The 14,868-nt window shown below is 67.8% G+C and carries 12 protein-coding genes; 9 read left to right on the forward strand and 3 right to left on the reverse strand.

Features of this window, described 5'->3' with window-relative positions:
* Positions 1-24: 24 nt before the first annotated feature.
* The 5 genes from DVA86_RS10060 (at position 25) to DVA86_RS10080 (ending at position 6,691) form a co-directional block, all read left to right on the forward strand.
* Positions 25-669, forward strand: coding sequence for a LuxR C-terminal-related transcriptional regulator (locus DVA86_RS10060; RefSeq protein ID WP_208884563.1), 645 nt, complete (start codon positions 25-27; stop codon positions 667-669).
* A gap of 152 nt (positions 670-821) precedes the next feature.
* Positions 822-2,060: an AAA family ATPase gene (locus tag DVA86_RS10065; protein ID WP_342776412.1), complete on the forward strand. Its 1,239-nt coding sequence runs from the start codon at positions 822-824 to the stop codon at positions 2,058-2,060.
* Positions 2,060-2,776 carry an RloB family protein gene (locus DVA86_RS10070; RefSeq protein WP_208877523.1) on the forward strand — a complete coding sequence of 239 codons (717 nt, stop codon included), beginning with the start codon at positions 2,060-2,062 and terminating at the stop codon, positions 2,774-2,776. Before DVA86_RS10065 ends, DVA86_RS10070 begins: the two co-directional genes overlap by 1 nt.
* Positions 2,777-2,850: 74 nt before the next feature.
* Positions 2,851-5,490, forward strand: a complete 2,640-nt coding sequence (locus DVA86_RS10075; RefSeq protein WP_208877525.1) for a type I restriction-modification system subunit M — start codon at positions 2,851-2,853, stop codon at positions 5,488-5,490.
* The gene (locus tag DVA86_RS10080) at positions 5,480-6,691 is read left to right on the forward strand and encodes a restriction endonuclease subunit S (protein WP_208877527.1); all 1,212 of its coding nucleotides are present in this window, start codon (positions 5,480-5,482) and stop codon (positions 6,689-6,691) included. The genes DVA86_RS10075 and DVA86_RS10080 overlap by 11 nt, the downstream gene beginning before the upstream one ends.
* Before the next feature lie 8 nt (positions 6,692-6,699).
* Here the strand turns inward: DVA86_RS10080 and DVA86_RS10085 are convergent, their stop codons facing one another.
* Positions 6,700-6,936: a DUF397 domain-containing protein gene (locus tag DVA86_RS10085; RefSeq protein WP_208877529.1), complete on the reverse strand. Its 237-nt coding sequence runs from the start codon at positions 6,934-6,936 to the stop codon at positions 6,700-6,702.
* Positions 6,933-7,718 carry a helix-turn-helix domain-containing protein gene (locus DVA86_RS10090; protein ID WP_208877530.1) on the reverse strand — a complete coding sequence of 262 codons (786 nt, stop codon included), beginning with the start codon at positions 7,716-7,718 and terminating at the stop codon, positions 6,933-6,935. Before DVA86_RS10090 ends, DVA86_RS10085 begins: the two co-directional genes overlap by 4 nt.
* 135 nt (positions 7,719-7,853) lie before the next feature.
* Here DVA86_RS10090 and DVA86_RS10095 point away from each other — a divergent pair, with 135 nt between their 5' ends.
* The 4 genes from DVA86_RS10095 to DVA86_RS10110 all read left to right on the forward strand — a co-directional run bounded on the left by DVA86_RS10095 (position 7,854) and on the right by DVA86_RS10110 (position 13,857).
* Entirely contained in the window at positions 7,854-8,072 is a 219-nt protein-coding gene (locus DVA86_RS10095; protein ID WP_208877531.1) for a hypothetical protein, read from the forward strand.
* Between the two features lie 194 nt (positions 8,073-8,266).
* Entirely contained in the window at positions 8,267-9,259 is a 993-nt protein-coding gene (locus DVA86_RS10100; RefSeq protein ID WP_208877532.1) for a hypothetical protein, read from the forward strand.
* 116 nt (positions 9,260-9,375) lie between these two features.
* On the forward strand, positions 9,376-13,047 hold the full coding sequence (locus DVA86_RS10105; RefSeq protein WP_208877533.1) for a type I restriction endonuclease subunit R: 3,672 nt from the start codon (positions 9,376-9,378) through the stop codon (positions 13,045-13,047).
* 114 nt (positions 13,048-13,161) lie between these two features.
* Positions 13,162-13,857, forward strand: a complete 696-nt coding sequence (locus DVA86_RS10110) for a M48 family metallopeptidase (RefSeq protein WP_281279273.1) — start codon at positions 13,162-13,164, stop codon at positions 13,855-13,857.
* Positions 13,858-13,939: 82 nt separating this feature from the next.
* Here DVA86_RS10110 and DVA86_RS10115 read toward each other — a convergent pair whose 3' ends face one another.
* Positions 13,940-14,530, reverse strand: a complete 591-nt coding sequence (locus DVA86_RS10115; RefSeq protein ID WP_208877534.1) for a CAP domain-containing protein — start codon at positions 14,528-14,530, stop codon at positions 13,940-13,942.
* Positions 14,531-14,868 lie beyond the last annotated feature (338 nt).

Raw genomic sequence — 14,868 nt, forward strand, 5'->3', positions numbered from 1 at the left:
CCGGAGCAGCGGCGGGCGCGGGTCGTGCTGGTCGACGACCACCGCATGTTCCGCGCGGGCGTGCAGGCCGAGATCGGGCGCACGGACGAGACGGGCGTCGAGGTCGTCGGTGAGGCGGGCGACGTCGACCAGGCGATGACCGTCATCCAGGCGACTCGCCCCGACGTCGTGCTCCTGGACGTCCATCTCCCCGGCGGAGGCGGCGTCGAGGTGCTGCGCCGCAGCTCCACCATGATGGCGGCGGCCGACGCGCCCGTACGCTTCCTCGCGCTGTCGGTGTCCGACGCCGCGGAGGACGTCATCGGCGTCATCCGGGGCGGCGCGCGCGGCTATGTCACCAAGACCATCACCGGCACCGACCTGGTCAACGCGATCTTCCGCGTCGCCGACGACGACGCCGTGTTCTCCCCCCGGCTGGCGGGCTTCGTGCTGGACGCCTTCGCGTCCACCGACGCGCCCCCGGTCGACGAGGACATGGACCGGCTCACCCAGCGCGAACGGGAGGTGCTGCGGCTGATCGCGCGCGGATACGCGTACAAGGAGATCGCCAAGCAGCTGTTCATCTCGGTCAAGACGGTCGAGTCGCACGTCTCCGCGGTCCTCCGCAAGCTCCAGCTCTCCAACCGTCACGAGCTCACCCGCTGGGCCACGGCCCGCCGGCTGGTCTGAACGCGGGACTGATCCGGGCACGGACTGGTCTGAGCGCTCGGTCGGCCTCCGCCTGGGCTTCGTGCACCGTTCACCGGGCGCATTGGTGATCGCGCGGCTACCCTGTGCGCGGAGAGGAGGACCGCATGCTGCTGAGATTCCGCGTGGCCAACATGCGGTCGTTGCGCGACGAGCAGGAGCTGTCGTTCGTACCACCGCCCGGTGAGGAGAGCGGCGCGGCAAGCACGCTGACGCTGTCCGACGGCAAGGACTTGGCCGTCTTCCCCGTGCTCGGCATCTTCGGCGGCAACGCGTCGGGCAAGTCCAATGTCATCGCCGCCATGAGCAAGATGCGCGATGCGGTCGTGTCCTCCTACGGTGAGTGGACCTCGTACGACGGCATCCCCCGTGAGCCGTTCGCCCTCGACCCGAAGTGCGCGGCGGAAAGCACCTTCTATGAAGCGGACTTCGTCCTGGACGACGGCGTCCGCTGGACGTACGGCTTCGAGTTGAGCGATCGTCGCGTCGACGCCGAGTGGCTGCACGCCTACCCGCACGGCCGGCGCCAGGTGTGGTTCGACCGGGACGTCTCACGCGAGCGGGTCTTCGAGTTTCGTGGGGACCGCCTCCAGGATCGCGCACTGCTCGCCCGCACCACCCGCAGCAATGCCCTCCTACTCACCCGCGCCGCCAACGACAACCACCCGCAGCTGACGCCCCTTCACCGGTGGTTCGTCGACAACTTGTGGGACATCACTCCTGAGGCTGAACGCCTGCAGCGGGAAGCGTTCACCATCGAGCAGCTCCTGGAGGAGGAGAACCGCGAGCGCATCGAAGAGCTTCTGCGTGTCGCGGATTTGGGCATCAGTGAGGCGCGGGCGGAGGTGAGGTCCGGACAGCGGCCTACGGTGCAGCTGCTGCACTCCACCGGCGAAGGGGAGCCGGTCGCTCTCGACTGGACGCGCGAATCGTTCGGTACGCGCTCGTGGTTCGCAATGCTCGGCCCTGTTCTCACGGCTCTGGACCGGGGTGCCGTGCTGCTGATCGACGAGTTGGACGCCAGTCTGCACCCGAAGTTCGCCGCCGAAGTGGTACGGCTCTTCCAGACGCCGTCGGTGAACACCCATCGCGCACAGCTCGTCTTCACCTCGCACGCCCCCTCGTTGCTGAGCCTTCCGCGTGGCGGGCGGCTCCTGGACCCCGGTCAGATCTGGCTGACCGAGAAGGACGCGGGGGGCGGAACGGAGCTGTATCCGCTGGCGGATGTCGAGCCGGGCGAAGAGGAAGACCTCACAGACTCCTATCTCGCGGGCGCGTTCGGCGGTGTGCCGCGTATGACGCCCGGAAAGATCGGCAGAAGCCTGCGCTTGAAGGATGCGCTGCGCGACGCGGAGGAGGCGGACGAGTCCTGATGCCGAGGTCCAAGGGGAGGGACTCCGCACACCGGCAGGGGAAGAAGGCCACAGCCGAGCGTGCACGCGAGGTGTACGTCTTCGCCGAGGGAGCGGTGACGGAGGAGCTCTACATCGACATCATCCGTGATCACGGCACCCGCGCGAACCCCGGCCGGAGGGTGAACTTCGACTGCCGCACCACGCACGTGGCCACCAAGTACCGCAAGCCCGTCATTCTGGTGGACGAAGCGGTCAAGCTCCGCCGCTCGGTGACACGTGAGGCACGCCGCGCCGGGCTGACGGAAGACGACTGGAGCTGGCCGCAGGTGTGGTGCCTGTTCGACCGGGACAAGCACGAGCAGATCCCGACGGCCTTCGCGGACGCAAGAGCGGCAGGCGTCCACATCGCGTACTCGCACCCCTGCTTCGAGCTCTGGCGGCTGCTCCACTACCAGAACTACACCAGCACCTTCGGCGGAGTCTGCAACAGCGCGGCGGACCTGCTGAAGGGGCAGCCGGGATTCGCGAAGACATACGGACCGAAGGTCACGAAAGTCTCCGACCAGTTGGCGAAGAGCGTACGTCCGGACCAGGTGGTCGGGGGGTACAAGAAGGCCCGAAGCTTCGCCAAGAAGCTCAACGCCCAGCACACCGGTCCCGATCAGACCACCTGGGACCCGTACACCGACGTATGGCGCTTCGTCGAAGACGCTCTCGACCTGACCGGCTACTGACTGCTGGTCACACCCCGCGACACCGTAGGGTCTTCCCAGCACTGTCGGAACAAGAGCAGAGGGAGCCGTCGTACGTGGCCAAGCTCACACTCGCCCAGCTGGAACGCCATCTCTGGGCCGCGGCGGACATCCTGCGCGGGTCGATGGACGCGGCCGAGTACCGGGATTTCATCTTCGTCCTGCTTTTCCTCAAACGCGCCAACGACGACTTCGAGGCGGCACGGGACGAGATCACCAAGGAGTGCAAGGCGCAGGGGTACTCCCCCGAGGAGATCGCGGAGGAGGTCGAACTCTACGAGAACTATCAGATCCGTGGCGTCCTCTTCGTCCCCGAGCAAGCCCGCTGGGACCGGCTGGCCGGCGGAACCCACGACGTCGCCAGCGGCCTGCTGACACCGGCCCTGGACGCGCTCTCCCAGCAGAAGGGCAACGAGGAGCTCCAGGGCATCTTCGGCCACATCAACTTCAACCGCATCGGCGGCGGAAGCGGCTCCGGCAGCGCCTCTGCCGCGCTGGCCGACAAGCGGCTGTCCGCGCTCATTCTGCACTTCTCCCGGATGCGCCTGCGGGGTGAGGACTTCGAGTTCCCCGACATGATCGGCGCCGCGTACGAGTATCTGCTGAAGGATTTCGCGGACTCGGCGGGAAGCAAGGGCGGCGAGTTCTACACCCCGAGGGCGGTCGTCCGGATGATGGTCGAACTTGCCAGGCCCAGAGCGGGACTTCGAATCTACGACCCGTGTGTCGGCTCCGGCGGAATGCTCATCCACGCCAAGGAGTACATCGACGAGAACGGCGAGGACGCCCACGACCTTTTCCTCGCCGGACAGGACGCCAACAGCGGCTCCCGCATCATGTCCACGATGAACATGGTCTTCCACGACGTACGGAAATTCGACCTCAAAGTCGGAGACACCCTCACCGACCCGCAGCACATGTCCCGTGACTACAACCTTGTGCTGAGCAACCCGCCGTTCTCCAGCGACTACGACAGGGCCTCGATCGAAGGGCTCAAGGACCGGATGCGGTACGGCGCGACATCCGAACGCGGCAAAGCCGACCTCATGTTCCTCCAGCACATGCTGGACATGGTGTGGCAGCAGCAGGGTTCCGTATTCACCGTCATGCCGCACGGCGTGCTGTTCCGGGGCGGCGAGGAAGAACGCATCCGGGCCAAGCTCCTCGAAGCCGACCTGATTGAGGCCGTCATCGGGCTGGCCCCCAACCTCTTCTACGGCACCGGCATTCCGGCGTGCGTGCTCGTGCTGCGTGCGCCCGGCGCGAAGCGCGCGGACCGGCGCGGCAAAGTGCTGTTCATCAACGCCGACCGCGAGTACCACTCGGAACGCGCACAGAACTTCCTGCTGCCCGAGCACGTCGAGAAGATCGTATCCACCTTTCACGCTTTCAAGAGCGTGGAAGGCTTCGCGAAAGTCGTGGACCGCGCGGATATCACGGAGAACGGCCACAACTTCAACATCCGCCGCTACGTGGACAACACGCCACCGCCCGAGCCGCAGGACGTACGGGCGCATCTGCTCGGCGGCGTACCCCGGAGCGAGGTGGAGGCGGAGCCGAAACGGAAGCTGCTGGGCGCGTACGGGCTGGAGGTGACCGACCTCTTTCGTGAACGGGCTGACGATCCCGCGTACCTCGACTTCCCCCCGGAGGGCGAACGCCCAGACGCGGAGCGGCTGGCGGAGCTGGCGCGGCCACGGGAAGAGGCGCTGCGGACGGCGTTCGAAAAGTGGTGGGCAGACGAGACGCAGGTCATCGCCAGGTTGGCGCCAGCCAAGGACGACGATCTGACCGATGCCGAACGTCGCGCCCAGCTCGCACGTGCGCGTGGCGAACTACTCGGGTCCTTCCGCGCCCGACTCAACGAGGTCGGGCTTCTCGACCGCTTCGCGCTGGACGGCACGATCGCGGGCTGGTGGCAGGACGCGCGATACGAGCTGATGGCCCTGTCCAGCCACGGCTTCAAGGAAGTGGTGGCCGGCTGGGTGGAGATGGTCGAAACGCTACTCGAACCGGAACGCGACTCGCGTACGGGCGGCGCGCGCAAGCGCAGCGGCGCGGAACGGCGGCAGGCTTACGACCACAAGGTGGTCGCGCAGATCGCCCCGAAGTTCCTGACGGATCTGGCGGCGGCGGACGCGCGGAAGGCGGAGGCGGACGCCGAGCTCAAGGCGGCGACGGCGGCTCAGGACGACGATGGTGACGAGGACTCCGACTCGGGCTCCGGTTCGGAGTCCGATTCGGGCATGAAGCCAGCGCTGAGCTACGCCGACCTCAAGGCTCTGAAGCGGAAGCGGACGAAGGCCGCCGCGGAGGTCAAGCAACTGGAGGATTCCTTCTGGCCGTTGGGCGGCCGTGGCGCGTCGGCACCGGTCGCGGCGGCGCCCCCCGCCAGTGCTGACGGCCAGCAGTCCCTTCTGGACGAGGCGGAGCCACAACCGCCGAAGCCGGGCCTCACCTTGGCCCGCGAGGCCTTGACCTCGGAGGACGAGCAGAACATCGTCCTACGGCTGCTGCACGATGATCTGGCGGCGAAGCTGGAGAGTCATGTGGTCCGCAAACGGCGCGAGTTGATCGAGACCTACCGCACCTGGGAGGACAAGTACGCGGTGTCCCTGCGCGCGATCGAGGCCCGAAGGGCCGAGGCGGCAACGCGCATGGAGGGCTTCCTGGAGGAGCTGGGTTATGTCGGGTGACGACGGAGTCCGCTGGGTGCCGGTAGGCGAACTCGGCGAGGTCCGCATGGGGAAGCAACTTTCGCCGAGCAGCCTCAATTCAGGACGACCTCATCCGTATCTGCGAGTGGCAAACGTCCTGCACGGACGTATTGATTTCTCAGACGTCAAGACCATGGGGTTCACCTCGTCCGAACTCGCCACGTACAGCTTGAAGCCGGGCGACATCCTACTTAACGAAGGCCAGAGCCTTGAGCTGGTGGGTCGGAGCGCTGTCTACGACGGCCCTGAAGGGGAATACTGCTTCCAGAATACGCTCGTTCGCTTCCGGGTTGGCCCGGATGTCCTACCGGGTTACGCCCAGCAGATTTTCACCCACTGGCTAGCGAATAGCGTGTTCGCCGGAATCGCCAAGAAGACGACGAGCATTGCTCATCTTGGCGCGGATCGATTTGCTCGGCTCAAGTTTCCGCTCAGGCCGATTGCGGAACAGCGTCGCATCGTAGAAGCGCTCGGCTCCGTTGCCGACACGGAACGGGCCGTCGAGTCGACGATCGCCAAGCTTCGCTCGATGCGGGAAGCAACACTCCTGTCAGCTATCCCACTAGACGGTCACAGCACAAAGCCCGGCTGGACGAATGTGCCCCTCAAAGAAGTCGTGCCGTCGGTTCAGTACGGTATCTCCGAAGCGCTCGATCGCGATGAGCGAGGTCTACCGACACTACGGATGAACAATCTCCGCAACGGCAAGCCGGACGTCACCGAACTTCGATACTGCCCTACGCCCGTGCGCGAGGACTTGCTGCTCAAGGGCGGGGACGTTCTGTTCAATCGAACAAACAGCATCGACCACGTAGGCAAGGCCGGAATCTGGCGGGGAGAACTTCCAAGAGCTACGTTCGCCTCATACTTGGTTCGCCTGCATCCTGACACAAAGCGGCTCTCGCCAGAGTACCTGGTCGAGTGGCTGCGGCACCCGCTAACCGTGCAGCGAGTCCGAGCCATCGCCACCGTGGCTGTGCAGCAGGTGAATGTGAACCCCTCACGGCTCCGGGAACTAACGATCGCCCTGCCTATCGCCCCTGATCGTCAACACCAGATCGTCTCAACGCTCGCCTCAATGGATGACCGCATCAACCGCGAACTCGAAGCGCTGGCCAAAACACGGAAGTTGAAGCGGGCGCTAGCCGATGACCTATTGAGCGGGAAGATTCGGGTGTGACGGATCAGTCAACCCGCATGGGCCACGAAGGCTGACCAAGCGGCAGCGGGGAAGGCGAGTTCGGGTCCAGCGGCGTCCTTGGAATCGCGGACGTGTACGGCGCCAGGGCGGTTCGCGACCTCAACGCAGTTGCCGCCCTCCCTGTTGCTGTAGCTGGACTTGTGCCACGCAAGAGCAATTTCCACACAAGCACCACCCTCGTCGTTGCTGTAGCTCGACTTGAACCATGTCAGCTGCTCACTCATAGGGCCTCCATCAACTCTCCGATGAACCGCGCAGACTCCTCTGGGCTGAGGGCTAGCCGCAGGATCATTTCATGCCGCTGACGGAGGATGCTGAGCTTTTCGGAGTCGGAGTACAGGACACCTGTGGTCTGGCCTTCCTCGTAGCCAAGATGCTCGCGCTCGGAGGACTCCAGCAGAATGAACGGCCCTTTGAGGCCCGGGTGAGAACCCAGCTCTGCTGGCATCACTTGAATGTTCACGTGTCTGGCCCGTCCAGCGACCATGAGATGCTCCAACTGGGCCCTGCGTACGTCAGCATCGCCAACCCTCCGGCGGAGGGCCGCCTCCTCAACCACAAAGTTGAACGACTTGGACTGTCGGTCGAGGAGCGGCTGTCGCGCTAGGCGAGCCACGATTCGTTCATCGACTGTCTCATCATCGAGCGGTGGGCAATGTGCGTTGAGGAGTGCCCTCACATATCCCTCTGTCTGAAGAAGACCGGGGATGAACTGCGTCTCGTACCAGCACACAACGACCGCTTCGGCCTCCGCCTGCATGAAGTCCTGCGAGTAGGACGGGAACGGTTCCGGCTTCAGGAACTCCGTCGCCGCGACCAGCAACCCCTTCGCCCCGCACAGCTCGTCCGCCACCCGCAGGGCGGCCAACTGCGGCTTCCGCACGCCGCGTTCCATCGACTTGATGGCCTCGTAGCTGTAGCCCGCCTCGCTGGCCAGATCCTCCCGCCGGACCCCGGCGCGCTCGCGCCAGAGCTTCATCTGGCTGCCGCAGTACTGCCAGGCCATGGGGCGCTCGGAGCAGTTTCCATTGGTCAACGCACACTCACCGCCGCGTCTTGCCGTGGTCGCACCGGATACACGCACGCTCTGTATCCATGTCGTTACTCGTCAGCCTACGTGTGCGCCAGCAGCGTTTGAGCCATGAACAGCGAGATTCCCCCGGCGGGTTCGTACGCCGTGGACACCCGTAACGGCCGTGTCGGCGAGGTCATGGGCAAGGAGGGCCCGTACGCGCAGTTGCGTCCGCCGCTCGGCGGTCGGGAGTGGGACGTTCCGCCGGAGAACCTGCGCCCGGCGCGCACCGGCGAGGAGCTGAGCGCCCGCGTGCGCGGGCTCAACCGGAACAGTCAGCTCCCCTGAGGGCCGAGCCATAGGCGGCCAATTCCGGTCACACCGTAAGGGGTTACGTGATGTGACCATACGTCACACAACCACAACCGCCGGTGTACGCTGCCAACTGACAGCTCGCCCCGTTCCGTAAACGGGGCGGCCCCCGGTGGTGCGCCAACACCGTCCGAGGGCCTTCACCACCAAGGTCAAGAAGGGACCCTGGGATGTTCCGGCATGTTACCGCGCCCGCGCGCTACTTCTCCCAGTTGCCGAACGAGATCATCCGGCACCCCCGCCTCACCTCGGACGCCGTACGCCTGCTGGCCTGGCAACTCTCCCTCCCCGGCGGCGCGAACGAGCCCCTGTCCCGCACCGCCGCCCGCGCCGGGATCGGGAAGACCGCCTTCCAGCGCGCCAAGCGGCAGCTCCTCGACGAGGGCTACCTGCACGAGTGGCGGCGGCAGGGCGAACGGGGCCGCTGGCGCACCGTACAGCTGATCTCCAACGTGGTGGTGAGTGCGGCGGACGCACGCGCGCTCTGGGACGGCGGCATCGTGACGGCGCCGAAGCCCACACAGAAGGCCACGCCCGCGCCCGTACCCCCAGCCGTACCGGCCGCACAGCCACCGGCGGCGGCCCTCCCGGCCGCCGGTCCGCCGACCGGCCAGGCCGTCGGCCGTCAACCCCGTACAAACACCACGGAGTACACACCCCACCCACCCGACGACGCGTCCCGGCTCGCGGAGGCCGAGGCGCTGCTGCGTTCGCTGGGCAGTCACGAGCCGCGGCTCGTCATGCCCGCACGCAAGGCACGCGCCTGGGCGCCCCTCGCCGCCGAGTGGCTGGCCTCCTGCCTCTCCCCCGAGCTCATCCGGCAGACGCTCACGCACGGCCTGGACAAGGCCCGTTCACCGCTGGGCGCGCTGCGCTGGCGCCTGGAGCACGCCCTGCCCGAGCAGTCGTACGGCCCACCGCCGCCACAGCCGCGTGCGCCAGAGCCGCGTATCGCCCGGATGCGAGAGTGCACGGGCGCGCACACCCAGCCCCGCCTGTTCGCGCCCTCCTCGGCGGACGACGAACTGTGCCCCGGCTGCCGTGACACCCCGACGGCAGCCGCGCCGCCGGGTCCCGGCCTGCGCGCGTTCCGTACGGCTCGCGCCGGCGCCCGCACGGATACCCGGACGAGCGCGAAGACGGCGGTGTCTGCGATGGCCTGAGCGCGACGTACCGGCCAAGCTGGCGAGTTCTCACCCGTGATGCCGTTCTCCGCCGCACAATGGTGGGTCCGGTAGGCGACGAACTGGCGACGACGCGAGGCGGGGACGACGGGCAGATGGCGCCGCAGACAACGGAACAGGACGAGGCGGAACGGCCGTTCGCCGCCCAGCTCGAGTCCATGCGCTGGACGCACGTGCGCGGCTCCGAACTCACCGAGGAGGACCGGGAGCCGGGCCATCCGCTGCTCACTGGTCGGCTGGCCGAAGCCGTACGCCGTATCAACCCCGCCACGCCCCGCCACGCTGCCGACGGCACGCCCACCCCGGCGAGTTCCTGGCTGGACGAATCCGCTGTGGGGGAAGTGGTGGGCCGGTTGCGGCGGCTCGTGGAACATACAGACGGGCCGACGCTCGAAGACGCCAACCGGGAGGCCACCAGGCTGCTCCTCGGCGGCACGACGATGCGGGCTCCGAGCGGCAGGGACGATCCGGTCCACTACATCGACTGGGAACCAGGGTCATCGCGCAACGACTTCCTGGCCGTCAGCCAGTTCCAAGTCCGTACACCCGGCGGCCGTACGGCGACGCTCGACCTCGTGCTGTTCGTCAACGGCATCCCGCTGGCCGTCGTCGAGTGCAAGAGCCCGGACCTCGCCGACCCGCTCGGTGACGCGATACGGGACCTGCGGGCGTACGCGGGAAGGCCCCTGGACACCGACGAACGCCCCGGCCGGGAACACCCTTGTGGCGTACCGGCGGTGTTCGCCACCGCGCAACTGCTGGTGGCAGCGGACGGTACCCAGGCCGCGCTCGGCACCATCTCCGCCGACGAGGCGCACTACGCCGCCTGGCGCAGCGTCACCCCCGACTACGAGGACGACAAGGCGCTGCACCGGGAGATGCGTCGCGCCCAGCAGGAGTCGCTGCCCGGCGAACGCCACTTCCTGGCGGCGGGCCAGGACATCAACGGACAGCACCGGCTCATCGCGATCACCCTCAACCAGCCGAACCTTCTCAACATCGTCCGGCATTACATCTGCGAGCTGCCGGTGAAGAACGACGCCGGCGAGGTCGTCAAGCGGGTGAAGGCGGTCTGCCGCCACCAGCAGTACCGCGCCGTGGAGAAGATCGTGCACGGGCTGCGTACGCGCCCCTCTCGGCTCGCACCCGGTGCCGTGGAGGACGACCGGGGCGGCGTGGTCTGGCACACGCAGGGCTCGGGGAAGAGCCTCACCATGGCGTTCCTGGTGCGGCGCCTGCATATGAACCGCGATCCCGCGCTGAACGCGTTCACCGTACTGGTGATCACGGACCGCAAGCAGCTTCAGGATCAGCTGTCCGAGGCGTTGCAGCGCAGCGAAAGCCCTTTGCAGACGGCCGAGTCGCAGGCGGATGTCGAGGGAATGCTGGAGTATGCGGGACGCCCCGGTGGGCGGATGGTCGTCTTCGCGATGATCCAGAAGTACCTGGGACGGGTGCCGGGCCTGGTCCTGGATGAGACGGCCCGTGACGAGCGGAGCCTGGCGGACGACTTCGAACAGGCCCGTCAACGCATCGACGCGGGCGAGGACCCGGCTGACGTGGTCGATCCGGTTCCGGCCGAGAACCCGGCCCGGCGCCGTGAGTTCAGGTGGTGCAGCGACTCCGACAAGGTGCTGGTGCTGATCGACGAGGCACACCGGTCGCACGCGTCGGTGCTGCACGCGTGTCTGCGGGACGCGGTGCCGAACGCCGCACGGATCGGCTTCACCGGAACGCCCATCCTGCAGGGCCGGAAGAAGTTGAGCAGCGAGATCTTCGGGCGCACCATCGACGTCTACCGCATGGACGAGGCGGAAGCGGACGGTGTGGTCGTACCGGTGCGGTACGAGGGCCGTACGGGCCCGGCGCAGGTGACCGAGGGCGAGGATCTCAACACCAGGTTCGCGGACCTCCTCGCCCCGTTGACGGCGAAGCAGAAGGAGGCACTGCGCGGACGCTGGAACCGGCCCACCGGGCGGGATGTGGCCGAGTCGGTGCCGATGATCCGTGCCAAGGCCGTCGACATGCTGATCCACTACGTGAAGGGGCCGCTGCGCCGGGGCTTCAAGGCGCAGGTAGCCGCGGTGAGCAGGGAGGCCGCCGTTCTCTACCGGCACGCGCTGCGCGACGCGCGTGCGGAACTGATGGCGCGTGTGCGGAGTTTCGATCCGGACCGGCTACGCGGCGTGGACCCCAGGGACTACCGGGCCTATCCGAAAGACCCGTTCAACGACGATCTGCTGCTGCTGAAGGCGTGGCAGTTCCAGCGGGTGCTGCGCCGGATCGACTTCGTACCGGTGATCTCGGCCGGCGTCGAGCAGAAGAGCGGACGCTGGCGTGAGTGGACGGATCCGGACTGCCAGGCCGAGCACATCGCCCGCTTCCTCCAGCCGCTGCCCACACCGCCGCCGGAGAACCCCTGGGCGACGGAGCACCCGGAGGAGGAGAGAAAAGGCGACCCGCCACCGCTGGGCGGGACGAATCCGTGGAGCAAGAGCGGTCTGCCTCCGGCGCTCGCGGAGGAGCCCCCCGTCGCTTTCCTGATCGTCAAGTCCATGCTGCTGACCGGCTTCGACGCGCCCGTGGAGCAGGCTCTGTATCTGGACCGGCCGATCCGGGACGCGGAACTGCTGCAGGCCGTGGCCCGGGTCAACCGCCCCGCGCCCCGCAAGGAACTCGGCCTGGTGGTGGACTACTACGGGGTGCTGAAGGATCTCACCGTCACCCTGGCCACGTACCGCGATGACCCGAGTCCCGAGGTCCGTGAGGGCGGGATGCGCGACATGGCCACCGAAGTACCCGGACTGGAGGCTGCTGCCGCCGAAGTCGAACGCTTCCTGGGAGACCGGGAGATCACCGGCCTGCACAGCCGCGCGGGCATGGTCAACGCCATGCTGATGCTGGCGGACGAGGACGACCGTGCTGAATTCGACCGGCTGCTGAGCGAATTCATGCGCTCGCTGGACAGAGTGCTGCCGCACGAAGCCGCCTTGGGACATGTGGCCGACGCGCAGTGGTGGACGCTGCTGCAGAAACGCGTACGACGTCTCTACCGAGACGCGCCCGACGGGGACTTCTCCCTCCGCGCATACGGCCGCGAGGTCCGCGAGATGATCGCGGACCATCTGTCGCTGCCGCAGATCACCCAGGAGATCGTGCCGGTCTCGATCAACGACCCTGAGTTCGACGCGGCGGTCGAGCGTCTCGCAAACGTGCGGCTGGCAGCTGCGGAGCAGCAGCACGGCCTGCGGTACCACCTGGAACAGCACGAGCGGCGGGAGCGTCCCCAGCTCTACGAGGAACTGTCCAAGGAGCTGGACCGCGTGCTGCGAGAGTTCGACGGCCGCTGGGAGGAGATGAAACGCGAGCTCGGCGCGCTGATCGTACGAGCGCGCCAGCAGGACGAGGCGAATCCCGCGTTGGCCGGACTGACTCCGGCGGAACGGCTGATGCACGCCCAACTCGCTGACAGGCTCGCGCGGGAGGGCGACGGCCTCGCCCTGCCCGACGAGCAGTTGCGCGACCTTGGTGTGCAGGTGTGTGCCGCGGTCACCGCACGGGTCACGCTCGCCTCGTTCCGGAGTCAGGAGAGCCACCTCACCAGCCTCGAGACAGAGATCTTCCAAGCCGTACGTGGAGGGCTGCGCGCGGCGGGCATCCGGACGGGGACGGAGGTGCACCGGAATATCGCGCGATCACTGGCCGGGCACGTCCAGGAACACCTCCCCCAGTATCAGCGGGCCAGCGGCACGACGGGCGGCTGGTGAAGGTGCCACGGGCGGCGGCAGGCAGCGGGTTAGATTGGACCGGTGCCCGGAACCACCACACTCCTCCGTGACGGCGGCGTCCTGACTCTGGACGGCCGTCCGTTCACTGTACGGGTGAGCGCGCAGCGTAGGCGGCTTGGACTGACGGTGGAACGGGACGGCTCTCTCACCCTCCGTGTCCCTGAAGGGTGTGAGCTCCACCGCGCGGAAGATTTCGTACGCGCCAGCCACAGATGGATCGAGGACAAGCTCCGTCTACGGCAACGCCACCTGCCGTTGAATCCCGCGCGCGGGCTGACCCACGGGGAGGTGTTCCGGTACCTCGGCCGGGACTACCGGCTGGCCTTGGTGGACACGGAGGGTGCTCCTGTCCGTCTGCGCCACGGTGAGCTGCTGCTGGACCGCGGTCTGGCCAGCAGCCGTCGCTCGGCGGTGCGCGCGCTGACCGACTGGTACAGCCGTACAGGGCTGCGCTGGGCGCAGGGGCACACGCAACCCTGGGCGGGGCGGATGGAGGTGCCGGAGCCGACGCTTGAGGTGAGGGACCTGGGCCGGCGCTGGGGCACGTACCGTTCGGGCGACGGCGAGGGGACCGGCGCGGGACGCGTGTCGCTGCACTGGGCCGTGTTCCAGCTCCCGGGCGCACTCGTCGACTACGTGATCGCGCACGAACTGGCCCACACGCGGATCGCGGGGCACGGGCCCGACTACTGGCGGCTACTTGGTCGTGCCATTCCCGAGTGCCGGTCACGCAAGGCCGAATTGGACGAGATGGGTCGGCGTGTGTGGCTGGGGGATGTGAGCCGGTAGCGCGGCGCCCTGCGTGACCCATCGCTCAGCCCGTGCACGGTTCGCAACGCGGCGGCCGGCAGGCTGCGATGAATCGCGGGCGCTAATCCCGCTCCGTGCCGAGCACTTGGGCCCACCAGGGGTCGGCCGGTGCGCCCGTGAGGGCCACGCCCATGTCGCGGTAGGCGCAGTCGAGGAGGTTCGCCCGGTGCGCCGGGCTGTCCAGCCAGGCGTCGACGACCGCGGCCGCGCCGGACGGCCCGTGCGCGAGGTTCTCCGCCAGCCGCTCCGTGTCGTACCCGGCCGCCTCGGCGCGGGCCAGGGGCTGCGTGCCGCCGGCGCCGACGTGGGTCAGCTCGCCCGTACGGTCCATGTGCCCGCTCTGCTCCTCGGCCGCCTCCCGCAGATCCGGATCCGTACGGACGGCGGGGCAACCGGCCTCCGTGCGGTGCTCGTTCACGAGGGCGACGACCTCCGTCTCGACGGCGGGCCCGGCGTACGCCACCGGCGCGGCGAAGGCAGCCGATGCTGCCGCGGCTCTCCCGCGCGCCCCGTCCGCGCCTCCCCCCGCGCCTCCCCCCGCGCCGCTCTCTGCGCCGCCGCCGTGCCCGGCGGCCAGCGCCAGGCCGCACAGCACCGTCGCCACCGCGCGTGCCGCGCCGTCGCACACCGAGGTCCCACGCCACTCCACCACGTATTCCGCTCCTTTGTCCCGCAGCCCGGCTCCCGGCCGCACCATGCCCGTCAACCGGGGAAGAGTGCCGGAGGAACCGAACCGGAAAGCAACTCGTCAAAGGTTCCGATTGAGTTCAGCACGGGTCAATACAACAGTCCCCGGATTTCCCGTACACACGCCTTTCGAGTGCACTACTCTTAGCAAATCCCACCCCCACCCGGCGCCTTTCACATACGGAGTCCTTTCCGTACGCCTTTCACGCCCGCCCCTGCGCAACCCCCGCCACCGCACACCACCGGCGCACACCCTTGTCGCGCGTAACCGACCGGCGGGTCCGCACATTTGGTGGCCTCCCG

Origin of the sequence: Streptomyces armeniacus (assembly GCF_003355155.1) — a bacterium.
GTDB classification, from domain to species: domain Bacteria; phylum Actinomycetota; class Actinomycetes; order Streptomycetales; family Streptomycetaceae; genus Streptomyces; species Streptomyces armeniacus.

Excerpts from the sequence above, each read along its gene's own strand:
- DVA86_RS10065 (WP_342776412.1), top strand. The coding sequence starts at position 822 with ATGCGGTCGTTGCGCGACGAGCAGGAGCTGTCGTTCGTACCACCGCCC.
- DVA86_RS10070 (WP_208877523.1), top strand. The coding sequence starts at position 2,060 with ATGCCGAGGTCCAAGGGGAGGGACTCCGCACACCGGCAGGGGAAGAAG.
- DVA86_RS10080 (WP_208877527.1), top strand. The coding sequence starts at position 5,480 with ATGTCGGGTGACGACGGAGTCCGCTGGGTGCCGGTAGGCGAACTCGGC.
- DVA86_RS10085 (WP_208877529.1), bottom strand. The coding sequence starts at position 6,936 with ATGAGTGAGCAGCTGACATGGTTCAAGTCGAGCTACAGCAACGACGAG.
- DVA86_RS10090 (WP_208877530.1), bottom strand. The coding sequence starts at position 7,718 with ATGGCCTGGCAGTACTGCGGCAGCCAGATGAAGCTCTGGCGCGAGCGC.
- DVA86_RS10095 (WP_208877531.1), top strand. The coding sequence starts at position 7,854 with ATGAACAGCGAGATTCCCCCGGCGGGTTCGTACGCCGTGGACACCCGT.
- DVA86_RS10100 (WP_208877532.1), top strand. The coding sequence starts at position 8,267 with ATGTTCCGGCATGTTACCGCGCCCGCGCGCTACTTCTCCCAGTTGCCG.
- DVA86_RS10105 (WP_208877533.1), top strand. The coding sequence starts at position 9,376 with ATGGCGCCGCAGACAACGGAACAGGACGAGGCGGAACGGCCGTTCGCC.